This window comes from Dehalococcoidia bacterium (genome assembly GCA_030018455.1).
Lineage (GTDB): Bacteria > Chloroflexota > Dehalococcoidia > DSTF01 > JALHUB01 > JASEFU01.
The window spans coordinates 384,837-406,702 of record JASEFU010000001.1; the positions used below are offsets into that span (position 1 = coordinate 384,837).

The 21,866-nt window shown below is 62.5% G+C and carries 20 protein-coding genes and 2 tRNA genes; 11 read left to right on the top strand and 11 right to left on the bottom strand.

Annotation, left to right across the window (positions count from 1 at the left end):
- Positions 1-2 precede the first annotated feature (2 nt).
- The 3 genes from QME71_01865 (at position 3) to QME71_01875 (ending at position 1,033) form a co-directional block, all read left to right on the top strand.
- A tRNA-Ala gene (locus tag QME71_01865) sits at positions 3-77 on the top strand.
- A gap of 76 nt (positions 78-153) precedes the next feature.
- Positions 154-807 (top strand): hemolysin III family protein, encoded by a 654-nt coding sequence (locus QME71_01870; GenBank protein MDI6857044.1) that lies wholly within the window; start codon positions 154-156, stop codon positions 805-807.
- A 150-nt stretch (positions 808-957) separates the two neighbouring features.
- Positions 958-1,033: transfer RNA gene (locus tag QME71_01875), tRNA-Arg, on the top strand.
- 107 nt (positions 1,034-1,140) lie between these two features.
- Here QME71_01875 and QME71_01880 read toward each other — a convergent pair.
- From QME71_01880 to QME71_01915, 8 genes are all read right to left on the bottom strand, one after another.
- Positions 1,141-1,539, bottom strand: coding sequence for a response regulator (locus QME71_01880; GenBank protein ID MDI6857045.1), 399 nt, complete (start codon positions 1,537-1,539; stop codon positions 1,141-1,143).
- A 40-nt stretch (positions 1,540-1,579) separates the two neighbouring features.
- On the bottom strand, positions 1,580-1,981 hold the full coding sequence (locus tag QME71_01885; protein MDI6857046.1) for a response regulator: 402 nt from the start codon (positions 1,979-1,981) through the stop codon (positions 1,580-1,582).
- A 58-nt stretch (positions 1,982-2,039) separates the two neighbouring features.
- Positions 2,040-2,957 carry a methylenetetrahydrofolate reductase gene (locus QME71_01890; GenBank protein MDI6857047.1) on the bottom strand — a complete coding sequence of 306 codons (918 nt, stop codon included), beginning with the start codon at positions 2,955-2,957 and terminating at the stop codon, positions 2,040-2,042.
- Complete coding sequence (locus QME71_01895) at positions 2,954-4,393, bottom strand: HAMP domain-containing sensor histidine kinase (protein MDI6857048.1); 1,440 nt, start codon at positions 4,391-4,393, stop codon at positions 2,954-2,956. Before QME71_01895 ends, QME71_01890 begins: the two co-directional genes overlap by 4 nt.
- 226 nt (positions 4,394-4,619) lie before the next feature.
- Entirely contained in the window at positions 4,620-5,321 is a 702-nt protein-coding gene (locus QME71_01900) for a methylenetetrahydrofolate reductase C-terminal domain-containing protein (protein MDI6857049.1), read from the bottom strand.
- A 12-nt stretch (positions 5,322-5,333) separates the two neighbouring features.
- Positions 5,334-6,530, bottom strand: coding sequence for an NADH-ubiquinone oxidoreductase-F iron-sulfur binding region domain-containing protein (locus tag QME71_01905; GenBank protein MDI6857050.1), 1,197 nt, complete (start codon positions 6,528-6,530; stop codon positions 5,334-5,336).
- Positions 6,531-6,557: 27 nt separating this feature from the next.
- On the bottom strand, positions 6,558-6,995 hold the full coding sequence (locus QME71_01910) for an NAD(P)H-dependent oxidoreductase subunit E (GenBank protein MDI6857051.1): 438 nt from the start codon (positions 6,993-6,995) through the stop codon (positions 6,558-6,560).
- Positions 6,996-7,676 (bottom strand): 2Fe-2S iron-sulfur cluster-binding protein, encoded by a 681-nt coding sequence (locus QME71_01915; protein MDI6857052.1) that lies wholly within the window; start codon positions 7,674-7,676, stop codon positions 6,996-6,998. It abuts the gene before it with no gap.
- A gap of 137 nt (positions 7,677-7,813) precedes the next feature.
- Here QME71_01915 and QME71_01920 point away from each other — a divergent pair, with 137 nt between their 5' ends.
- The gene (locus QME71_01920) at positions 7,814-9,547 is read left to right on the top strand and encodes a PEP-utilizing enzyme (GenBank protein ID MDI6857053.1); all 1,734 of its coding nucleotides are present in this window, start codon (positions 7,814-7,816) and stop codon (positions 9,545-9,547) included.
- Positions 9,548-9,617: 70 nt separating this feature from the next.
- On the opposite strand, the gene QME71_01925 is transcribed toward QME71_01920, so the two are convergent.
- Positions 9,618-10,112, bottom strand: coding sequence for a MaoC family dehydratase N-terminal domain-containing protein (locus QME71_01925; GenBank protein ID MDI6857054.1), 495 nt, complete (start codon positions 10,110-10,112; stop codon positions 9,618-9,620).
- Positions 10,113-10,150: 38 nt separating this feature from the next.
- Positions 10,151-11,335: an acyl-CoA dehydrogenase family protein gene (locus QME71_01930; GenBank protein MDI6857055.1), complete on the bottom strand. Its 1,185-nt coding sequence runs from the start codon at positions 11,333-11,335 to the stop codon at positions 10,151-10,153.
- 327 nt (positions 11,336-11,662) lie between these two features.
- On the opposite strand from QME71_01930, the gene QME71_01935 reads away from it, so the two are divergent.
- Positions 11,663-13,012, top strand: coding sequence for an ABC transporter substrate-binding protein (locus QME71_01935; protein MDI6857056.1), 1,350 nt, complete (start codon positions 11,663-11,665; stop codon positions 13,010-13,012).
- A 103-nt stretch (positions 13,013-13,115) separates the two neighbouring features.
- On the opposite strand, the gene QME71_01940 is transcribed toward QME71_01935, so the two are convergent.
- Positions 13,116-14,708 (bottom strand): long-chain-fatty-acid--CoA ligase, encoded by a 1,593-nt coding sequence (locus QME71_01940; GenBank protein ID MDI6857057.1) that lies wholly within the window; start codon positions 14,706-14,708, stop codon positions 13,116-13,118.
- Positions 14,709-14,924: 216 nt separating this feature from the next.
- On the opposite strand from QME71_01940, the gene QME71_01945 reads away from it, so the two are divergent.
- The 6 genes from QME71_01945 to QME71_01970 all read left to right on the top strand — a co-directional run bounded on the left by QME71_01945 (position 14,925) and on the right by QME71_01970 (position 21,798).
- Positions 14,925-15,407 carry a low molecular weight protein arginine phosphatase gene (locus tag QME71_01945; GenBank protein ID MDI6857058.1) on the top strand — a complete coding sequence of 161 codons (483 nt, stop codon included), beginning with the start codon at positions 14,925-14,927 and terminating at the stop codon, positions 15,405-15,407.
- Positions 15,408-15,570: 163 nt separating this feature from the next.
- A complete protein-coding gene (locus tag QME71_01950; GenBank protein MDI6857059.1) occupies positions 15,571-16,719 on the top strand; it encodes a thiolase family protein in 1,149 nt (382 codons plus the stop codon).
- 3 nt (positions 16,720-16,722) lie between these two features.
- Entirely contained in the window at positions 16,723-17,895 is a 1,173-nt protein-coding gene (locus QME71_01955; protein MDI6857060.1) for a thiolase family protein, read from the top strand.
- Between the two features lie 19 nt (positions 17,896-17,914).
- On the top strand, positions 17,915-18,385 hold the full coding sequence (locus tag QME71_01960; GenBank protein MDI6857061.1) for a Zn-ribbon domain-containing OB-fold protein: 471 nt from the start codon (positions 17,915-17,917) through the stop codon (positions 18,383-18,385).
- Between the two features lie 35 nt (positions 18,386-18,420).
- Positions 18,421-19,950 (top strand): long-chain fatty acid--CoA ligase, encoded by a 1,530-nt coding sequence (locus tag QME71_01965; GenBank protein ID MDI6857062.1) that lies wholly within the window; start codon positions 18,421-18,423, stop codon positions 19,948-19,950.
- Between the two features lie 318 nt (positions 19,951-20,268).
- A complete protein-coding gene (locus QME71_01970; protein ID MDI6857063.1) occupies positions 20,269-21,798 on the top strand; it encodes a 4-hydroxyphenylacetate 3-hydroxylase N-terminal domain-containing protein in 1,530 nt (509 codons plus the stop codon).
- Positions 21,799-21,866: the final 68 nt, after the last annotated feature.

Below are 21,866 nucleotides of genomic sequence, written 5' to 3' on the forward strand. Positions count from 1 at the left end.
GTGGGGATATAGCTCAATGGGAGAGCGCGGCGTTCGCATCGCCGAGGTTGGGGGTTCGAGTCCCCCTATCTCCACCAATGCCACCAGCGCAGGACTCCTCACCCTTCTCACCCGCGGCTATCGGCGTTTCTCTGCGCCCGGACAGGCAGACCCGTGAGCACCGATGCGATTGTCGCCCGTCGCCCCATGCTGCGCGGGGTGCTGCATCTCGGCGCGTTCTTCGCGGCCATCGCGGGCATCGTCGTCATGCTGCTGCTGGCGCACGATGCTCGCGGCTATGTGGGGGCTTCGATCTTCGGCGGCAGCCTGATCCTGGTCTACGGGACGAGCGCGTTCTATCATCGCGTCCCGTGGGGCCGCCGGATGAAGAACGTGATGGGGCGGCTCGACCACTCGATGATATTCGCGCTGATAGCGGGGACGTACACGCCGTTCTGCCTGCTGGCGCTGGGAGACGCCTGGGGGATAAGCTTGCTGTCCGTGGCGGCAGGGATAGCGGGCGCGGGCGCGATCGTCCGGCTGGCGTGGCTCAACACTCCGCGCTGGCTGGCGACGTTCCTCTACCTGAGCGTCGGCTGGGTGGCGCTGGTGGCGGCAACGCAGATACTCCAGCACCTCGACGCCGCGCCTTTGGGGCTGCTGCTGCTGGGCGGCGTGGCGTACAGCGTCGGCGGGCTGATGTACGCATTTCGCCGGCCGGACCCCTGGCCGAGGGTGTTCGGGTACCATGAGGTGTTCCACTCGTTTACGGTCGCGGGCAGCTTTTTTCACTACCTGGCGATCGCGGTCTTCCTCCTGCCGGCATAGCGGGAAGGGCTTTTGCGACCGCTGCGGGAGCTTTGTGACGTCGAGTTAAAGGGGGCATACGCGCAGCGCTAGCACCCCTTCCTTTCAACTGGCGGGACGGCCTGCGAGTGCGATATCATAGGATACGGTCGCTGGACTCGCGTGTCACGTGCCCCCGTAGCTCAGAGGAAAGAGCAGCGGTTTCCTAAACCGCGTGTCGCAGGTTCGAGTCCTGCCGGGGGTACCAACCCCCTTGTTCCTGCGGGCTGCTGCCTCCGATGCTCATCAGCCCAGGGAATCGCGCAAGCCGGCGCCGGCAGCGCCTCCGCCGCGCCCCGGCGCTCCCGCTCGACGCTAAAGCCCCGCCTTTTGCAGGTGTTTTTCCACCGTGGCGAGCAGGTCCTGAGGGCTCACCGGCTTGTCTATGTAGTCTTCAGCGTCCAGTTCAAACCCGCGGCTCCGAGGAATGCCCGTCCCCGATCCCTTCGCCGCGTAGCTCGTAAGCATAAGCAGCGGAATCTTGGCAAGCTCCGGGTCCTTCTTGAGATGTTCTGCGGCTGAGAACCCGTCCTCGACCGGCATGATTATGTCCAGAAGGATTAGGTCTGGTTTCTCTTCTCTCGCTTTGCGCAAACCCTCGTCGCCGTTGACCGCGACGATCACCTCGTAAGGCTTGCTTTCCAGAACGGTCCTCGTCGATGCAACGAAATCGGCATCATCGTCGACGATCAGGATCCTGGCTTTTCTTTCCACTACAGGCGCCTCCTTAGCTCAACAGCCTAGACCGACAATGTCACGACTTCTTCCTTTTATTGATGAGCGTGCTCACCCTCTTGAGCAAAACGTCGGGGGACATCGGCTTCTCGACGTAGTCGTCGACGTCAAGCGCGAGCCCTGTCTCCAACTCGTAGCGCCGACGGCTTGCCTCCTCCCTTACCGAGGTCAGTATTAGAATCGGAATGTCTTTGTACTTCGACCACCTCGGGTCCTGAAGCTCCTTGCAGACGGCAAACCCGTCCATCTTGGGCATCATCAGGTCAAGGATCATGAGGTCGGGCTGCTCGGCCCTAAGACTGGCCAGGCCCTCTATTCCATCACGGGCAGTTATCACCTCGTACCCCTGGGACTCTAGGATCAAGGCGACGGCCTCGAGAATATCCGGGTCGTCATCAACGACCAGTATCTTGTGCGCCATAATTCCTCCCTCGGCACATTATACTTCAGCCCTGGTACGTCTTGCCGTACTGTGAATATTACAGTACAGGTCGGGGCATCAATCCAGCCTTTTCTACCAGCTCCGGGACGATCTCTTCCCAGCCCACAGCCATGATGTGTATGCCATGCACGCCGGGTATTTCTTTCAGTTGCTCTATGATTTCGAGGACTATCTTTAGCCCTTCATCTTTGGCGCTCTCCGCCTTCTCCAGCCTGCTGATTATCTCATCGGGCACGGTCACGCCGGAAACGTAGTCCCTCATGTAACGGGCCATACCCAGAGACCGGATGGGTATGACGCCGGCCAGAATGTGCACCTGCTTATCGAGGCCCCGGTCGCAGACCATCTCCATGAATCTGGCGAACCTAGGCACGTCGTAGACCGCCTGGGTCTGGATGAAATCGGCGCCGGCCTTGACCTTTTTTGCCAGCCTTCTCACGCGAAACTCGAACGGGTCGGCGAAGGGATTTGCCGCAGCGCCGATAAACAGGGGGACTTCGCCCGTGATGTCCTCACCGCAGAGGAACTTCTTTTCATCCCGCATGTCTTTCAGCATCTGAATCAACTGGATAGAGTCGATATCGAAGACGCCCTTGGCGGTGGGATGGTTGCCGAACTTCTGATGGTCGCCGGAGAGGCAGAGAAAGTTGCCGATACCGACGGCTACTGCGCCCAACACGTCGCTCTGAAGCGCTATCCGGTTGCGGTCTCTGACGACCATCTGCATCACCGGTTCCACGCCGACCTGCCTGAGGAGGACGCACCCCGCCATGCTGGACATGCGAACAATGGCCGTCTGGTTATCGGTCACGTTGACGGCATCGCAGCAGTTGCGAAGCGCTTCCCCCTTTCTCCGCACGACGGCAGCGCTCGTGCCCTTGGGAGGGCCGGCTTCCGCGGTGACCGCAAACTTGCCGCTTTCGAGTATCTTTTCCAGGTTTGTTCCTGCTTTCATCGGCGTCGTCTCCCTTTGGCATCGGTCAGCTTGGGCAGCGTGAAACTAAATTTGCTACCCCCGCTGGCCCCGGGACAGGGACTTTCCGCCCATATCTTGCCCCCGTGAGCCTCAACAATCCTCCGGCAAATGGACAACCCAAGCCCTGTCCCCCTGGTTTCCACGTTGCTTGCCCGAAAGAAGTCTTCGAAGACATGCGACATATCCGCGGGAGGAATGCCGATCCCCGTATCCACAACCTCGACCAGCAAATCCCTCTGGCGTTCCCTTGCGCATACGGTTACCGCGCCCTCCTGGGTGTAATTGATGGCGTTGTTTATCAGATTGGTAAACACCTGCTGCAATCGAGAGGAAGAGCCTTTGACCGCGGGAAGTTCATCGGGAACGTCGACAATCAGGTCTATGCCCTTTGCCTCAGCCAGGTTGCGCTGACCTTCGATGGACCCGTCGATTATCTCCCGCAGGCAGACGTTTTCCATTTCTTGAACAATCTGGCCGGTTTCAATACGCGGGATGTCCAGCAGATCGCTGATGAGGGTCAGAAGTTCGTTGATCCGGAGTGTGCTCCGCTCCAGCATGTTCCTCTGCTTTTCGGAGATTTCTCCCGCAAACCCTCCCAGCATTACCCATAGAAAACCCTGGATGGCGGTAAGCGGGGCTTTCAGGTCGTGGGCCGCAATCCCGATGAAGTGCAGGAACCGGGCCTTTTCTTCCTGGAGTTTGGCTATCGAGGTGGAGGCGCGTTCCAGCTCTCCATTCTTCTCCTGGAGTAGCGTGTCACGCAACGCCACGACTTGCCTCTGTCTCTTCCTCAGTTCGCCGGCAATAGCCGTCGTCAAATAGGCCGTGCCGTAGAGAAGGATGCCCAGAGCCGTGAGCACGGCCAGATTGTAGCTCGCGTCCTCGTATTGCGCGGGCTCGGCAAACCCCTCGAGATTGACGTGAGGTATTGCGCCTGCATACTCCAGGCCAAACAGAAACGACACCATGATGATCGCCATCGTGGACAGCAGATAGACGACCTGATAGCTGAGCCCGATGCTCGCCAGGACGACATGAAAGACGAAGAAGAAGACGAATGGGTTCTCGACGCCCCCCGTGAAGTGGAGCAGAACGATGAGGGCAAACATATCAAGCACGATGTGGATATATACGTACTGCCGGACGCGCGGTATAACCCGGTCGGCGCGCACTTTCCTCAGCGCTCGGACCTGCTGCATCAACACGAGGTTGTACAGGGCCATGAAGACGCAGACGACATAGACCGGCACGGTGGGGAAACCAATGTCAAATCCATACCTGGCTATGAGAGTGACGGCGATGACCCCGAGGATGGCAACCCACCTCATGTTGTTGAACACGCCGAGGCGCATCACCAGCGTCTCTTCTTCCGGCGTCCGCTCGATCTCCAGCCCGGGCGGAATCTTGCCGTTCACAACGCGGGGTCTCCGGCTGGGCTGCTCAATGGTCTGCCGTGCCTTCTCTGGCCTTCTCATGAGACGGAACACCGAAGGGAGTGATGGGCGGATCAAGGGACCGGACCAGCGCGTAGCGGCCTTGGGGCACGCCCGCCCTTAGAGAGCCCGTACCAGTCAAACCGCACTCTTTCGTTCATGGCGCAAAGCCTGCTGACCTTTCCGCCGTCCTCTTGCGAAAGCGAACTCAGGTGGTCTGCACTTCGGCCTTCTCGGCCCTTGGAACGACCCCGCATTCGGCATCGACATCAGCCGCCCGCGGCCCGCCGGAACTGCTGACGTCCCAGTCTTTCACCGGTTCGATCTCGTCCAACTCGTCGAGAAGCCCCATCTCCGCCAGCCGGTCGTAGATCATCTGCCAGGCGCAGGGAACGTTCTCCGATATTTCGCACTTGCCGCCGGACGACCCACCGCAAGGCCCGTTGAACAGGCTCTTGGCGCACCTGACGAGGGGACAGATGGCCGCGGTCCGCCCCAGTACACACTTTCCGCATTGCGCACAGACTTCGACAAAGTGACCGGGCCTGTCCTCGATTCCGAGAAACAGGGTATCGAGCGCCGGATAGATCGGCTTTGTTTGGTGCAGGCTGATCGTTTGCACTCCAAACGAACAGGACATCACCAGGATGCAGTCGGCGGCGGCGATGTCTTCCGATTCCTCCCGCATCGCATCTGCAACGAGTTCGTCGCAGGCGGTGGGCACGACCATCCAGCCGGTGACCTTCTTGCCGCTGGTCTCGATTTCGGCTTTCATGGCCATGACTTCGGCTTTGCCACCCGTGCGACACATGGTGGCGCAGGTGCCGCAGCCGATTATGTAGACACTCTGCCATCTCTCGATGTAACCCATGACTTCGGCCAGAGGCTTTTGTGCCGTAATTGTCTTCATGCTGATTCCGCCTCAGTTGTCTACAGCCCGCTTCTCATAGTCTTCTCTGAAGTGCTTCAGGGTATCCAGTACGGGGAACGGCGCCGCCTGTCCCAAGCCGCACAGAGAAGTGAGCATCATCGTTTCAGACAGCCCCTCCAGGGCCCTGATGTCTTTTTTCGACCCCTTGCCCCTACAGAACCTCTCCAGGGTCTCGACCATGACCTCAGTCCCCTGCCGGCATGGGGTGCACTTACCGCAGGACTCGTCCGCCAGGAACTCTATGGTCTTGTGGACGATGTCTATTACATCCCGGCTTTCATCGAACACCGTGACGGCGCCTGCGCCGAGGACGGTTTCAAAGGCGAGGGGAGTATCTATGAGGTTATAAGGCAGGATTCTTCCCGTGGCCCCGCCGATCTGCATCATCTTAACGTTGGAGGCCGAGGCCAGCTCCTCGACGAGTTCCCGCAGAGGGGTCCCCAGCACGAGTTCATACACGCCGGGCCGCGCCACATCGCCGCTCACAGAGAAGACCTTGGTGCCTTTGCTCCGCTCCGTCCCGATGCCGGAGAACCAGGCGCCCCCGTTAAGGATGATCTGGGGAATGTTCATCAATGTCTCCACATTGTTTATGATCGTGGGCTTTCGCCACAGCCCGGCCACGGTCGGGAACGGCGGCCGGTAGCGGGGTTCGCCTCGCCGTCCTTCGATCGACTCCATTAGGGCCGACTCTTCCCCGCATACGTAGGCGCCCGCGCCCTCTCGAATGGCGATGTCAAAGCCATCGAGAAGTCCCGTCTGCGTGGCCTGATCGACGGCGTTTTCCAGCAGGCCGAGCAGGGAGTGGTACTCGTGACGAAGGTAGATATAGCCCTGTCCGGCGCCGATAGCGTGGCCTGCAATCGCAAGGCCTTCGATGAGAGTGAACGGGTCGTTCTCGAGAATGTACCTGTCCTTGAACGTGCCGACTTCTCCCTCGTCGGCGTTGCAGATGACGTACTTCTCTTCGCCGGGGGATTTCCTTGCCCCTTCCCATTTTGTGCCGCAAGGAAAGCCGGCGCCCCCTCTTCCGCGCAGTCCCGACGCCTTTACCTCTTCGATTACCTGCTCAGGCGTCATCTGCCGCGCTTTCTGCAGGGCTTTAAACCCGTCCCTTTCAAGGGAGGAGTCGATGCGCGTCGGGTCAATGGACCCGCAGTTTCTCAAGACGATCTTGGTCTGCGGCACGAGAGACTCCTCATTAATGGCTGAGCTTCATTCGTAGCTCTGCAAGACCTGCACTATTCTGGACGGGGTCAGGTCGCCGTGGGCATCGCTGTTCACAAGCATCGCCGGAGCTCTATCACAGAGGCCGATGCAATTGGTCAGCTCGAAGGAGAACCTGCCATCGGCGCTGGTCTCGCCCGGCCTGATCCCGATTTCCCTCTCCACCGTCTCGATGATCACGCGATTCTCTTTGAGATAACAGGGCACGCTCCGGCAGATCCTGATTACGTTTCTGCCCGGCGGCCTCATGTTGAGGAACGAGTAGAAACTGGCGACTCCGTAGACTGCATTAACGGGGAGACGCAGGGAACGGGCGATCTCTACCATCAAGGCCGGGGACAGGTAGCCAGACTCGCGCTGCGCCTGCTGCAACGCTAGAAGCAGGTTGTTCGACGTGTCGCTGTGGAGGGTGACTTTCTTAGCCATTCATCCCGTCACAAACAGGGCCGGGCCTTTCTTCTTCTCGCGAACTTGAACCGGCTTGCTGAGGGCGCCCGTGGGACACAGCGAAATACAGACATCGCAATCGCGACAGGCCTCTTCGCTGCCCACGGACTCATCGAGCCCGTAGACAACCTTGCTGTCGAACCCCCGGTAGGCAACGCTGAACAGTTCTTGACCTTTGAGGTCGCGGCAGGCAGCGACACATCGACGACACATAATGCACTTCGACATATCGCGTACGATGTGCGGGTTCTCGTCCTCGACAGGATAGTAGTGCTTCCTTGTCCTGAACCGCGGCAGCCCGATGTCGAGATCTGCGGCGATCTTTCTCAGCTCACAGAGATTCGCCTTGTCGCAAACGAGACAGTTGTCGGGATGGCTGGCCAGCATGAGCTCGACGAGGGCGCGGCGCGCCTCGATGACTTTGGGGCTGTGCGTGTGTATTACCATGCCTTCCGCAACAGGGGTATGGCAGGAGCCGATTAGCGTCCTGAACCCCTCGACCTCGACCACGCAGAGCCGGCAGGACCCAAACGGAGGCAGACCTTCCAGATAACAGAGCGTGGGGATATGGACTCCACTCTCGCGCGCGGCCTCAAGAATGGTGCTCCCTTCGCGGACGCCGACCGGAACGCCGTTCATTGTTATGCTTACGTCAGACATGTGATAAGTATTACCTTATTGCTGCAGGATCGTCAATTCCGGAAGTTGACGGCCTATGCGCCGAGCAGGGTAACGATGCATCCAGGCCCAGGGAAAAGAACAGCTTACGATGGCTGGGGGCAAGAGAAGGAGCGGAGATGATCCCGAGAGTCTCGCCCGAGGCAGGAGAAGGAAGGCGATCTGAGTTCGACACGCCCACCGACAAGGATACGGTCTGGACCTCCGCCAACGTCCAGGAGGTGCTTCCCGATCAGTTATCGCCGATGTCGTGGTCGCTCATCGGCGATGTCCTCAACGAGGCGCGCCTCAGCTTCATGCGACGGGCGGGAATCAGGACCAGCAATCGAGACCCCTTCATCGGTCTCTTCTACGGGCGCCCCTTCTTGAACGTCTCCATGTTGCGAGAGGCTGCCGAGCAGATCAGCGGCAGCGCTCGAGAAGTGGATGAACAATTCCTAGGGATCACCGGCGAGACCGACGCACTTGCAAGGCCCAGACCCTTGCGGGAACGTCTTCGCCTCGCGGCGATCCTCCCCCGCGTTCTCTGGGTGTATTTGACGTTGCCCCGCGAGGTTCGCCGATTCCAGGAGTATGTGGAGACAATGGAGGCCGAGGAGGAAGTCAGACCGCTGGAACAGTCTGGACTTGATGAGCTCGTCACGTTGATGATTAACCGTCGTGGAGAGTCGAAAGCGAAGGCAGGAGTCCATATCGCTGTGTCCGCGGCCGCGGGTTCTGCCTTCGCCCGGTTGGGCCACCTTACCAGACGCTGGCTCGGTGACGAGACCGGCGCGTTGCGGGACTGTCTGTTGGGCGGCTGGGCGAGCGTGGAGAGCGCCCGCCCCGCGTATGATCTGTGGAACCTTTCGCGAATCGTCCTAGCGTCACCGCGGCTGACCGAGGCGTTCGCGCCGAAAGAGGGAAGGGAAATCGAACGCCGGCTGCGCACGCTCGAAGGGGTGAACGCAGAAGAGTTCGGGCGCCGCCTGAAAACGTTCCTCAAACGGCACGGACACCGCAGCGTCATGGAAGGAGACATGTCTGCGGCAACCTGGTCGGAGGACATCCCTTCTCTCCTTGTTATTATCCGCAACTACCTCGGCGCGACGGCATCCAGTGATCCTCGCCAAATTGAACAACGGCAGCGGCAAGAGAGACGGCTGGCCACCCACCGCGCCCTCAACCGCCTGAATTGGTGGCAGCGTCCTCTTTTCCGGTTTTCGTTGCGGCAGGCCCAGAAGTACGTCAGCCTGCGCGAGCATTCCAAGTCGCTCCTGATCAGGGCAAACGACCGTGCGCGCCGGGTGATGCGGGCGCTGGCGGAGAGACTCGTCCAGAAAGGACTGCTGGACGACGAGAGGGACGTTTTCTACCTGACGTGGGAGGAGGCGATCTCCCTGGCGGAGGGCAGGCTCACGCCGGAAGGGGCGGCGGAGGCGGTACGGCGCAGAAGAGCGGAAGAGGCCAAGAATCGAGACGTGCGTCTCCCGGGAACCTTCACCGGGTATCCGACACCCCTGGCCAGCGAGGCGACCGCTGAATCTCAGGGCAACGTCCTTCGCGGTCTGCCGGTGGCGCCCGGGCGGGTCACGGGTCCGGCGAGACTTGTACTCGACCCTCGGATCGATGCCGCGATCCGGCCCGGCGAAATCCTGGTTGCGCCCGTAACCGATGCGGCGTGGACCCCCCTGTTCGTGATGGCTGCGGGCATTGTTGTGGACATCGGCGGTACCCTTTCCCACGGCTCGATAGTGGCGCGGGAGTTCGGCAGGCCCGCCGTCGTCAACACCAGGATCGGCACGAAGGTGATCGAGACAGGGCAGATAATCACGGTAGACGGATCGCAGGGGCTCGTCATACTGGAGGGCTGACGCCGTCCTCCCCCATTCGCTCACGCTGCTGACGCTTGCGGCCGGCCCGGACAGCCCCCGGGGGCGCTTACTAGTAGATGATCGCGGTGTCGCGCTCGGTGGCGACCAGCTTCCCCTGCTGGTTGTAAAGGTTGGTCTCCGTGGTCAGGAAGAGCATCAGGCCGAGGCTGCCTTTTCGCTCCTGGAGGCCGACGACTTTGGTCACGCTTTTCAAGACGTCGCCCGCGCAGATGTCTTCGCCGTAGTACTCAAATTCCGTGCCGCCGTTGAGAATGTTGCGTATCTCCAGGCCCGGCAAAGCGGGAGTCCGCCTGATGGAGCTGCCGACAATCTCCGAAGGGTTTTGAGGGGTGTGGATGGCATGCCCGAGGAAGCCGGGCGGGCAGATGATGCTGCGGTGCCCCTTGCTCCTGGCATACTCCTCGTCGTAGAAGACGAGGTCGGTGTGGCCCACGGCGCGGGCGAACATGCGGACAGCCGTCCTGTCGACTTCGATGGTCAGAGGCTCCCCTTCCTTCCCGACGGCCGCGCGCAACTCGTCGGTGATGAACGACTCTTCACTCACGACACGCACCTCCTTGCGGGCAACCGCCGGCTACTCCGCTATCCCCGCGGCAGGCCTAGCCCGCGCACGGCGATGATGTTCTTCTGTATCTCCGAGGCGCCGCCGCCGACCAGCATGGCGATGGCGTACAGGTACGACTTCTGAAAGCGGCCCATGAAGAGCGCTCCCTTCGAGTCCTTTTCGAGCTGCCCGTACAGCCCCAGTATCTCGATGCCCGCGTTCGATACCCTGACGTCGAGCTCGGTGTTGTAGAGTTTGCACACGGCGGCTTCGATGCTGCCCGGCTCGCGCTTCGCGTGCAGCGACACGACGCGGTAGGTGAGATACTTGCCGACTTCGATCTCGATCGCCAGCTCCGCCAGCTTGTGGCGGACCTGAGGGTTGTCGAGCAGCCTCCTGCCATCGACCTTCGTTTCCTTGCAGTACCCGATGAGGTCGTCCAGGTTGCGCCTGGCCATAGAGATTGCCGCCGCCACGAGGCTGGAGCGTTCGAGGTCCAGGGTCATCGCGGCGATGTACCAGCCCTGGTTCTCCGGCCCGAGAAGGGCGCTGCTGGGAACGCGCACGTCCTCGAAGAACACCTGATTGAAGCTGTGCACGTTCGCCATATTGACGATCGGCTGCACGGTGATCCCTTTTTCCTTCATGTCCACGAGGAAGAAGCTGATCCCTTTGTGCTTGGCCGCCGCCGGGTCGGTGCGGGCGAGAAGGATGCACCAGTCGGAGCGATGGGCGTTGCTGGTCCAGATCTTGCTCCCGTTGATGATGTAGTCGTCGCCGTCACGCACGGCGCGGGTGGTGAGGGAAGCGAGGTCGGAGCCCGCCTCCGGCTCGGAGAAGCCCTGGCACCACACGACTTCGCCGGCGCTAATTGGAGGCAGATGCTGCCGCTTCTGCTCCTCGGTGCCGAAGAAGAGGATCGCGGGGCCGATGTAGCCCACGGCCTGCACAATCGAGCCGATGGGGGCCCGGTGGTAGCCCATCTCCTCGTTGTAGACGAGTTGCATGGCGGGGGAGGCTTCCATGCCGCCGTATTCCTTTGGCCAGGCCGGCGCCACCCATCCCTTCGCGGCCAGCCTCTTGACGAACGCCCGGCCGGTCTTCCAGGCCTCTTCGTCCTCTTCGAGAAAGACGCCCTCCCAATCGGGCGGCACGTTTTCCTGCAACCAGGACCGCAGCTCCCTGCGGAACGCCTCGTCTTCGGGACCGAAGCGAAAGTCCATGCGACCGCCCCCATGTCTTCGCAGCGGCCCGGCCTCCGGCTAGGCGACGATCATCGTCCGACGCCCGGCCCGCCGCCGCTCGCGACAAAGGCGATTGTACTCCGCCCGCGGACAACATTCCACCTCGGGCTGAACGTCGAATTGCTGAAGGGCGACCCGGCAGGACGGCAGTTGAACCAGCTACTTGACGCAGCGCGATCGGGATGTATTATTGGCACTTTAAAGGCCCATACGGCCCACCCATCGCCACGGCCGACGCTCAGGCCAACAAACGGCCGCAAGAGGCAGGACCGGCACGCTGCCGGTTGTACCACAAGGAGGACTACGATGCGAGCAGTCTTGGGCCGATGGCCCTCGCTCCTGGCAGCCGCCATAACAATAGCCCTGCTGCTGGCGGCGGGCTGCGGAGAAGGCGAAGACGAAGACGCCGTCACGCCCGGCGCGACGCCTGAAGCCACCGCCGAACGGACTCCATCCGCCGAGGTGCCCGGCGTAAGCGACACTGAAATCAAGATCGGGACGCTGCTCCCCCTCAGCCAGACCGCCGCCGCCGCCTGGGGCGTGCCCATCTCCAAGGGCATGCAGGCGTACTACGACTACATAAACGATCAGGGCGGGATCTACGGCCGGAAGATCAACCTCATCGTCGCGGACAATCAGTACAGCGGCCCTGTTGCCGGCGAGGCCGTTCGGAAGCTGGTGGAACAGGAGAAGGTCTTCGCCATCCAGGGGAGCCTCGGCACCGCCGCCCACAGCTCCGTCTGGCGGTACCTGGAGGAAAACGGCGTGCCGGACATGTTTATCCTCACAGGCAACACCAAATGGACCGAGCCTGCTGCGCGAAACCGCTTCGGCCTCCTCGTTGACTACATCACCGAGGGGCGGCTGCTCGGCAAGTATGTCGCCGAGAACTTCAAGGGCAAGAAGCTGGGCATCCTCGCCCAGAACGACGACTTCGGGAAAGAGGGCGAGAAAGGCCTGAAGATGGGCGTGGAGGAAAACGACGGCGACATGGAGTTCGTCGTCGAGTACTACGATGAAACGCAGAACGACGTCACCAACCAGATCCAGCGTCTGAAGGCGGCAAACGTCGACGTCATGGCCTTCTACACCATGCCCGTCCAGGCCGCGAGCGGTTTCAAGGTCGCCCGCGAGACCCTGAGCTGGGACGTCCCCGTCGTCATCAGCGGCGTGGACGCGGTCGAGGTCGTCGCCACCCTCTCCGGGTACGATAACATCGAAGGCGCGGTGTCGGTGGTGTTCGGACACCAGGCGTTCGAGACCGACAACCCGGGCATCGCCAAGCACCACGAGATCATGGCCAAGTATGCGCCGGGAGTCGCGGTGGACAACCTGACCCTCCTCGGCGAGTTCATCGGCGAATACATGGTGCACATTCTCAAGCAGACGGGCCCGGACCTGACGCGCGAGTCCTTCCTTGACGCCGCGGAATCGATGTGCAAATTCCAGTGTTCCGCCTGCATGGTGCCCTCGAGCATGAGCCCCACGGACCACCGGCCGATCGAGGTGGAGGTGTACCTGCGGGCCACTGTGGACCGCTCGACCGACCCGCCGACGTTCAGGTGGGAGCCCTTCGGCGAGCCGTTCGGCTTTGAGTCAACGGAAGACTGCGTAACACCGACGCCACCTCCCGGCTACGAGGAGCAACCGGAGTAAAGGATGCGCGCGGCGGTCTGGCCGCGTTCTGGGGACGGCGGCGCATGAGCGGCTCCGCTCAGAACGGCATGGGGAAACGCTGCTGCAGGGGAGACGCGGCCTCCTAGTACTTAACAGCCTTGCCGTACTTCTCGCGCAGCACCGTCTTCAGCACCTTCATCGTCGGGTTTCGCGGCAGGGCGTCGGTGAAATCGACCGACTTCGGCTTCTTGTAGCTTGCGAGGTGCTGCTTGCAGAACTCGATGACCTCTTCTTCGGTCAGAGTCTCGCCCGGCTTGGGCACCACCACGGCCTTCACCGCCTCGCCCCACTGCTCGTCGTAGACGCCGATGACGGCCGCCTCCAGGATCTTGGGGTGCCGGTAGAGCACCTCTTCCACCTCGGCGGGATAGACGTTCTCCCCGCCGCTGATGATCATGTCCGTCTTGCGGTCGACGATGTAGATGTAACCTTCCTCATCGCGTCGCACCATGTCTCCGGAATGGAACCACCCGTTCCTCATGGCCCGGGCTGTTCCCTCCGGGTCCTTGTAGTACTCCTTCATGATGTTGGGTCCCTGGTAGACGGCCTCCCCGATCTCGCCGACGGGGACGTCTCGGTCTTCGTCGTCGACCACGCGGATCTCAATGAGCGGGAGGCCCCTACCGACAGAAGCGACCTTCCGCTCGCTCTCGGAGGGCCCGATTATGGAGACGAGGGCGCCGGTCTCGGTCTGCCCGAAGCAATCGTAGACCAGAAGGCCGGGAAATCGCTCCGTCATCGCTCTGCGCGTCTGGGTAGGAAGGACGGCGGCGCCGGAAACCCATATCTTGAGCGAACTGAAATCGTACTTCTCTATGTCGGGCAGCAGCAGGAGAAAGCTGGCCATGGCAGGAATGAGGAGGATGGATATGATCTTCTCTCGCTCAATGATCTCCATGATCTCGTTCGGGTCGAACGTCTGGGTGGGCAGGACGACCGTCGCGCCGACGAGGAGATGCGCCTGGCAGTAGCCGAAGGAAGCGAGATGGTATAGCGGCGGAGGCGAGCAGACCCGGAAGTCCCACAGATTGCCCACTCCGGGCTCAGAGGTCACCTGCAAAGAGGCCAGGAGCCACATGATAACCTGGCCCTTATGGGTTATCACCGCGCCCTTAGGCCTGCCCGTGGTCCCTGCCGTGTACATGATGAATGCGGCGTCGTCCTCATCGACAAGGACGAGCGGCTCCTCTTCCGGATAGTCGCGGATCAGGGTCTCGTAGTGGAGCATCCCTTCCACCGGCTCCCTCGAAACGGATATGTATTGCCGGACCAGCGGCAGGTCCTTCGTAATCCCCTTCACAGTGTCCGCGAACTGTTCACTGATCACGACGGCCACGGCATCGGCATTGTTGACGATGTAGGTGATCTCTTCCGGATGGAGCCTGAAATTGACGGGCACCGCTACCGCCCCAATCTTGGCGAGGGCAAAGTAACACTCAAGGTACTGATTGCAGTTCGTCATGAGAAGCGCGACCTTCTCGCCCTTGCCGACACCCATCTCCAGGAAGGCGTGAGCCAGGCGGTTTATCCGGCCGTTGAACTCCCGGTAGGTGAGGCGAGTGTCGCCGAATATGAGGGCTTCCTTATCGGGGAACTTGCGGGCGTTTCGAGCTATCAGTTCTCCCAGGAGCAGCCTGCGCGCGAGTTCCTCCTGGACCGTCTGCCCAAACGTCATTGGCGGCGCTCCTTCCAGCTTCAATACTTCGCGACACGGGGCCGCGCTTCCGTTCGAGCGTCCGGCGGGTCGCGCTTCGACGGCGGCGCGCCGACAGCATTTTATCCGATCTTTTCGGGGATCGTAAGGTACCCCTTGAATCTCGCCAGTCGGTGTCGCTTCCGGCCAGGGTTGACCGCTAATGCCAACAAATGGCAACTTAGGGCAACGGATCCAATGCGCCCTGAGAAAACGATCCTGTTTGTATGCACGGGGAACACCTGCCGCAGCCCGATGGCGGAAGCGCTGTTCAACAAGGCGGCTTCCGCCGCTCAATCGAATCTACGCGCGGAGTCCGCCGGTCTCCACGCCGGCAATGGCGTCCCGGCAACCGATAACGCCTGCGCGGTAATGCGGACACTGGGCATAGACATCTCCTCTCATCGCAGCCGCCGGCTCACGAGGGAGCTCATGGACAGGGCCGACCTCGTCCTCGCCATGTCGACGGTCCAGCGGGGGCGCGTCGTGGCGTCATTCCCCGACGCGAAGGGCAAGGTCAGGGTGCTCGGCGAGTACGCCGGCACAGGCGTCGACGTAGACGACCCCTTCGGCCGGACCCTCGAAGCGTACCACCGATGCGCGGAGCAGCTCTCGCAACTGGTAGCGGCCGTCCACAACCGCCTGGCCCATTGCGATGAGACGGGGGAAACGCAGGAGTAGCTCCTCTCGCCGCCCTTATCACCTTCCGCTTTGGGGGACCTTTCGCTCCACACCGGACGGCCGCATCGCTTGACGATGTTGATGGGAATCGCTACACTCGTGCCACGTTCGATAGGGTGACACCCGCTGCATCCGCCGGCCCCTAACGCGCGGAGGGAGACGCGTGAGCGGCAGAGTATGTATCGTCGGTATCGGTCAAACGCATCACCGCGGCCCGGGCGGCGACCTCGCGTACCATGAGTTCGGCTTCCACGCAGCGAAGGCCGCCATGGAGGACGCAGGCCTGACGCGAGGCGACATCGATACCGTGCTCGCCTCCGGCTGGGACGTCCTCGACGGCCGCACCATCTCCGACATGCATCTCGTCCCCGCTGCCGGCGGCTATTTGAAAGACTCCGCCAAGGTCGCGGACGACGGCATTCTAGCCTTCGCCTACGCCTACATGCGGATCGCGAGCGGCGCCTTCGACACGGCGCTGGTGATGGGCCATGGGCACGCCGAGGCGCCCACGGAGCTCGTGAGCAACGTGGCGATGGACCCCTTCTTCTATCGCCCGCTCGGCATGAGCGCGACGCCCGCTCTCGCCCTTCAAGCCTCCTCCTACGCCTCCCGCTACGGGGTCGGCGAGAATCAGGCGGCGGCCGTCGTCGAGAAGAACCGGCGGCAGGGCGCGAACAACTCCTGCGCACATCTCCAGAAGCCGGTCACCCGGGAGGAGGTGCTTTCCTCAGAGATGGTCGCCTGGCCTCTGCATGCGCTCGACTGCGCGCCGAAATCGGTGGGCGCGGTCGCCCTCGTCCTGTGTTCTGAAGACAGGGCAAAGCGGATCAGCGCCCGCTGGGCCACCGTCGAGGGCATCGGCTGGGCCACGAGCTCGTACCACATCGGCGCCGTTGACCTCTGGCGGCTCGACGCTCTGGCCCAGGCCGCGGAGGCGGCGTACGCGATGGCCGGCATCGACGATCCCCTCGGGCAACTGGACGTGGCCGAGATACACGACGTGACCTCCTATCACGAGCTCATGACCTACGAGGCGTTGGGATGGGCCCCGGAAGGCGGCGCGGCGGCGCTTCTCGAGCAAGGGGCGACGTCAATGGGGGGCCGTTTGCCCGTTAACCCGTCCGGGGGCGCGTTGAGCACTAACATCGGAGCGGGGACCGGCCTCGTGCGGGTAGCGGAAGCGGCGCTTCAGGTGTTGGGGCGCGCCGATGGCCGCCAGGTCGAGGCGCGGACGGCCCTCGCTCACGGCGTGAGCGCCCTGACGGGGTCGGTCGCGCAAACGCACGGCGTAGTAGTCCTGAGGGGGAGGTGAGCGATGCCGCGGCGCGTCGCCATTGCCGGCGTCGGTCTGACCCGCTGTTCGAGCTGGCGGAAAGACGTAGCGTACCCTGAGCTCGTGTATGAGGCGACGAGTGCTGCCCTTCAGGACGCGAACGTTACCCCCGACGACGTGAATGCCGTCGTGTACGGCTCCATGGACCCCTTCGATGGCCTGAACGCGCCGGAGAAATGGAACGTGGACGCCTGCGCGGCCGCGGGCATGCTCGGGAAGCCGTATCTCAAGATAAGCACGGGCGGGACGACCGGCGGCTCGACGGCTCTCGCAGCCTACTATCACGTCGCTTCCGGCCTGTACGACGTCGTGCTGGCGGTCGCCTCGCAAAGGGTGGGCGAGACGCTGGAGGCGCAGCTCGTCCTCAACACCGCTGTCGACCCCGTTTACGAGCGCGGCTTCGGGATGGGCGCCATCACTGTCGCTGCCATCCAGGCGTGCAGCCACATGCACTACTACGGCACGACCGAAGAGGACCTGGCTCTGATATCGGTCAGGAACCACGAGAACGCCATGAACAATCCTTACGCGCACCTGCGCGTCAAGTTCAGTGTGCAGGATGCCCTCAGCTCGCCGATGCTGTCCTGGCCGCTGCGGCTTTCCGATTGCTGCCCGTCCTCCGACGGGGCGTGCGCCATCGTCTTCGCCTCGGAGGAGAAGGCCCGCAGGCTGGCCCCACAGCCGGCGTGGATCACAGGCGCGGGCCAGATCACCGACAACTACTTCGCCGGCGACCGCCCCTGGTACGAGGACTGGGACAGCCTGGCGATGCTGGCCCGGCGCGTCTATCGCATGGCCAAGGTGGACGACCCTCTACGGGAATTCGACGTGGCCGAGCTGTACAACGCCTTCACCATCCAGGAGATCCTCGAATATGAGGCGCTCGGCTTCTGCGAGCCGGGTAAGGGCGCGGAGATGGTGCGAAAGGGCGTGACGGCCATGGACGGGCAGCTCCCGGTATGCCCTTCCGGCGGCGTTCTGAGCACCAACGCCATCGGCGCGTCAGGGCTCGTTCGCGTGGCGGAGGCGGCGCTTCAAGTGATGGGCAAGGCCGACAAACGGCAGGTGCCCAACGTGAAGAAGGCACTGGCCCACGCGTGGGGCGCGACAATCGGGTTTCACACGCTGATGATTCTGGACCGCGAGGCCCCGTAGGCCTTCGGAGGATGCTGCCATGACCTCTCAGCAAGAAGAACCTCTGACAATCGACGGCCGGTGGGACATCCCTTACCGTCACACCGCCGGCCAGGCTGCCTCTCGCTTCTTCCGCGAACTGAAGGAGAACAAGCGCATCGTGGGAGGGCGGTGCCCGAGCTGCCGGCGCGTCCTCGTGCCGCCGAGAAGCTTCTGCGAACGGTGCTTCGTGCCCGTCGAAGAGTGGGTCGAGGTGGGCGACAAGGGCACCCTGGAGACCTTCACCATCGTCTACGCCCAGTTCACCAGCCTTCCTCCTCCACCCTATTGCGTCGGCGTAATAAAGCTCGACGGCGCGGACACCGGCCTTATCCACTACGTCGGCGGCGTTGACTTGCAGGACCTGGAGGCAGCCAAGAAGGCGCTGAGCGTCGGGATGCGCCTGCAGGCTGTCTGGCGCGACCAGCGCGAAGGGAAGATAACCGACATCGAGTATTTCACGCCGGCCTAGCGTTGCCCGGTCTGTGAGGAAGTGAGGTCCCGGCCATGGCGCTGAAAACCCCTGAGAATCTTCGCGACCTGCTCGAGCTGAACCTTGCGGAGCGGCCCGACCAGACCTTTATCTACTGGCGGGATGAGGAGGTCTCGTACCGCGCGCTCGACGAACGGGCGAACCGCGTGGCGAACGGGCTGCGCGCGCTGGGCGTGGGCAAGGGAGACGTCGTATCGGTCTATCTGCCCAACTGTCCGGAGTTCCTCTACACGTGGTTCGGCATCAACAAGCTGGGCGCCGTATTCGGGCCCGTCAACGCCATGTTTAAGGGCGACGAGGTGCGCCACGTCCTCAGCGATTCCGGCGCAGTGGTCGCGGTCACCAGCCGGGCGCTGATCGATACAATCAATGCTATCCGTGACCAATGCCCCGCTCTTCGGCAGGTGGTCTGCCTCGAGGGCGAAGCGCCGGGAGCGATGGCCTTCGGGGAATTGATGGACCAGCCTTCCACCCTCGATCCGGTCCCCCTGGCCCGCGATGACCTGGCCGCGATCGTCTACACTTCCGGCACGACCGGCCGGCCCAAAGGAGCGATGCTCTCCCATTTCAACTACGTCTGGGACACCATGGCGGCGGTCGAGGTGATGCCCCTGCAGCCGGGCAACGAGCGTCTGGGGCTCATACTGCCCCTTTTCCACGTCAACGCCCAGCTCACCACCCTTTCGCAGGTCTACGTGGGGGGCGCTGTCGCCATGTGGGAGCGCTTCAGCCCCAGCGATTTCTGGGAAACGGTACAGCGTTTTCGCCCCACCACGTTCTCGGCCGTGCCCACGATGCTGGGAATCCTGCTGGCCGTCCCGAGACCGGAAGGGCTGGACACGAGCTCGCTGCGCTACGTCGTCTGCGGTGCCGCTCCCCTGCCGCTCGACGTCTTCGAGCGGTTTGAGGAGACGTTCAATCTGCGCATAATGGAGGGCTACGGCCTCACCGAGGCGACCTGCGTCTCGTCCATCAACCCGTACTGGGGCATCCGCAAGGTGGGGTCGATCGGCCTGCCGCTGCGGGGCCAGCCGATGAAGATCGTGGACGACAACATGAACGAGCTGCCGACGGGAGAGCGAGGCGAGATTGTGGTCAAGGGGCCGAACGTCATGCAGGGGTACTACAACAACCCCGAAGCCACCGCCGAGACAATCGTCGACGGCTGGGTGCGCACCGGCGATGTCGGCTATATGGACGAGGACGGCTACTTCTTCATCGTCGACCGCAAGAAGGAGATGATCATCCGCGGCGGCGAGAACATCTACCCGCGCGAGATCGAGGAGGTGCTGTTCACCCATCCCAAGATCGCGGAGGCGGCAGTGATCGGCCGCGCCGACCCGATCTGGGGCGAAGAGGTGATGGCTGTCGTCGTGACCCGGCCGGGGGAAACGCTGACGGCCGAGGAGGTGCAAGAGTTCTGCAAGGCGCGCCTGGCCAGCTACAAGACGCCGCGCGAGGTGATCTTCCGCGACAGCCTCCCCAAGACTCTTACCGGCAAGGTGATCAAGAAGGCGCTGAAGGAAGAGCTGGCGCCCGGATAGCGCCCTCGCCCCTCGCCGACGCCCGGATGGCCGGCCGGGGAAGCCCTTCGTCCATTCCGCAGTCCTCGTGCGACCTCATCTGCTGCGGCCTCGGCTCGCTTTAGCGTCGGGGCCGACCCGAAAGCCCTGCCTCTTACAGCCAGAAACGCGTCGCTGGAAGAGCTTGTACGTGTCCGGAAGGCGGGTTTATAGTGAATCCGTGCCGCGTCCACTCTGGAACGACGGCAGGGCCCGGGGGAGTCCCGACCCGCGCGGCAAAGCCGGGTGCAGGGCTTGCGGCGACAACACTGAGGGATGCACATCAAGAAGGGAGGAGACATGAGGACCAAAGAAGAGTACATCCGCGGACTGGCCAAGATGCGGCGCAACATCTACTTCAACGGCGAACTCATCGACCGCACCGACGAGCTGCAGATGGACTGCCTCAACACTATCGGCACTACGTTCGACGAAGCGGCCAGGCCGGAGAACCAGGAACTGTGCACCGCCATCTCTCACCTCACCGGAGAGCGGATCAACCGTTTCACCCACATTCATCAGAACACGGATGACCTGCACAGGAAGCAGGACATGACCCGCATGCTCTGCCAGAAGATCGGCGGTTGCATTCAGCGCTGCATGGGGATCGACGCCACGAACGCCATCTACAACGTATCCTACGAAGCCGACAAGTCCAACGACGGCACCACCAACTACCACGAGAACTTCAAGAAGTGGCTTATCCGCTTCCAGACGGAGGACCTGGTCGGCTGCTGCGCCCAGACCGACGTCAAGGGCGACCGCATGCTGCGGCCCGCCGATCAGCCCGACCCCGACGCCTACGTCCACATCAAAGAACGCCTCCCGGACGGCATCGTCGTCAGCGGCTGCAAGCTCCACATCTCCGAAGCCTCCGTGGCCGATGAGATACTGGTCGTGCCCACGAGGGCCCTGCGCCCCGAGGACAAGGACTATGCGGTCGCCTTCGCCGTCCCCGGCGACTGGGAAGGCGTGAAGCAGGTGGTCACAATCCACAACCTCCGGCCGAGGGAGATCTACAAGCGCGGCTTCGTGCCCGGTTCGACCGACTCCTACGTGATCTTCGATAACTGCTTCGTCCCCTGGGAGCGGGTCTTTCTCGCCGGCGAATGGCAGCACGGAGGGGTGCTTGCTCTCCTGTTCGCCCTGTTCCACCGCCACTCCTACTCCGGCTGCAAGCCTGCCATCGGCGACCTGATCCTGGGCGCGGCCGCCCTCGCTGCTGAAGTGAACAACATTCAGAAGGCGCCGCACGTGCGGGAGAAGCTGGCGGAGATCATCATGACCACCGAGCTGGGGTACGCCGCCGGCTACACTGCCTCCGACCTTGGCAAGCCGGAGGTCTACATGCCCGGCGTCGGCTTCGTGCCCTACGGCCCCGGCTCCTATATCCCCAACTCGATTTACTGCAATGTGGGCCGCTGCTTGACCGGCGAGGCGGTCTTCCGCGAAGCCGAGATCCTCTGCGATATCTCCGGCGGCGTGACGGCGACCTTCCCCTACGAGCGCGACTTCGCGAACCCGGAGACCGGCGATCTGCTCCGCAAGTACACAAAGCGGAGCCCCACAATGGACGTCGAAGACCAGGCGCAGTTCTGGCGCTACCTGGGCGACATCCTCTGCTCCGCCGCGGGCGGGATCCACAACATCGGCTCCTACCACGGCGGCGGGTCGCCTGTAATGGAGCAGATTGCAATCACCACGCAGTACAACATGGAGGCGCGGAAGAAGCTGCTGCGCTACATCGCCGGGATGAGCGGCGGAGACCGCGAGGCGCTGGTAGACGCCACAACGCGGTATCAGCCCAAGGAAAAGACGCCGGTCAAGTAGCGCTGCTTGCCCTTAGAGCGACGCGAGTTCGCGTTTCTGATTGAGGAGGCTCCGTAAAGGGGGTCTCC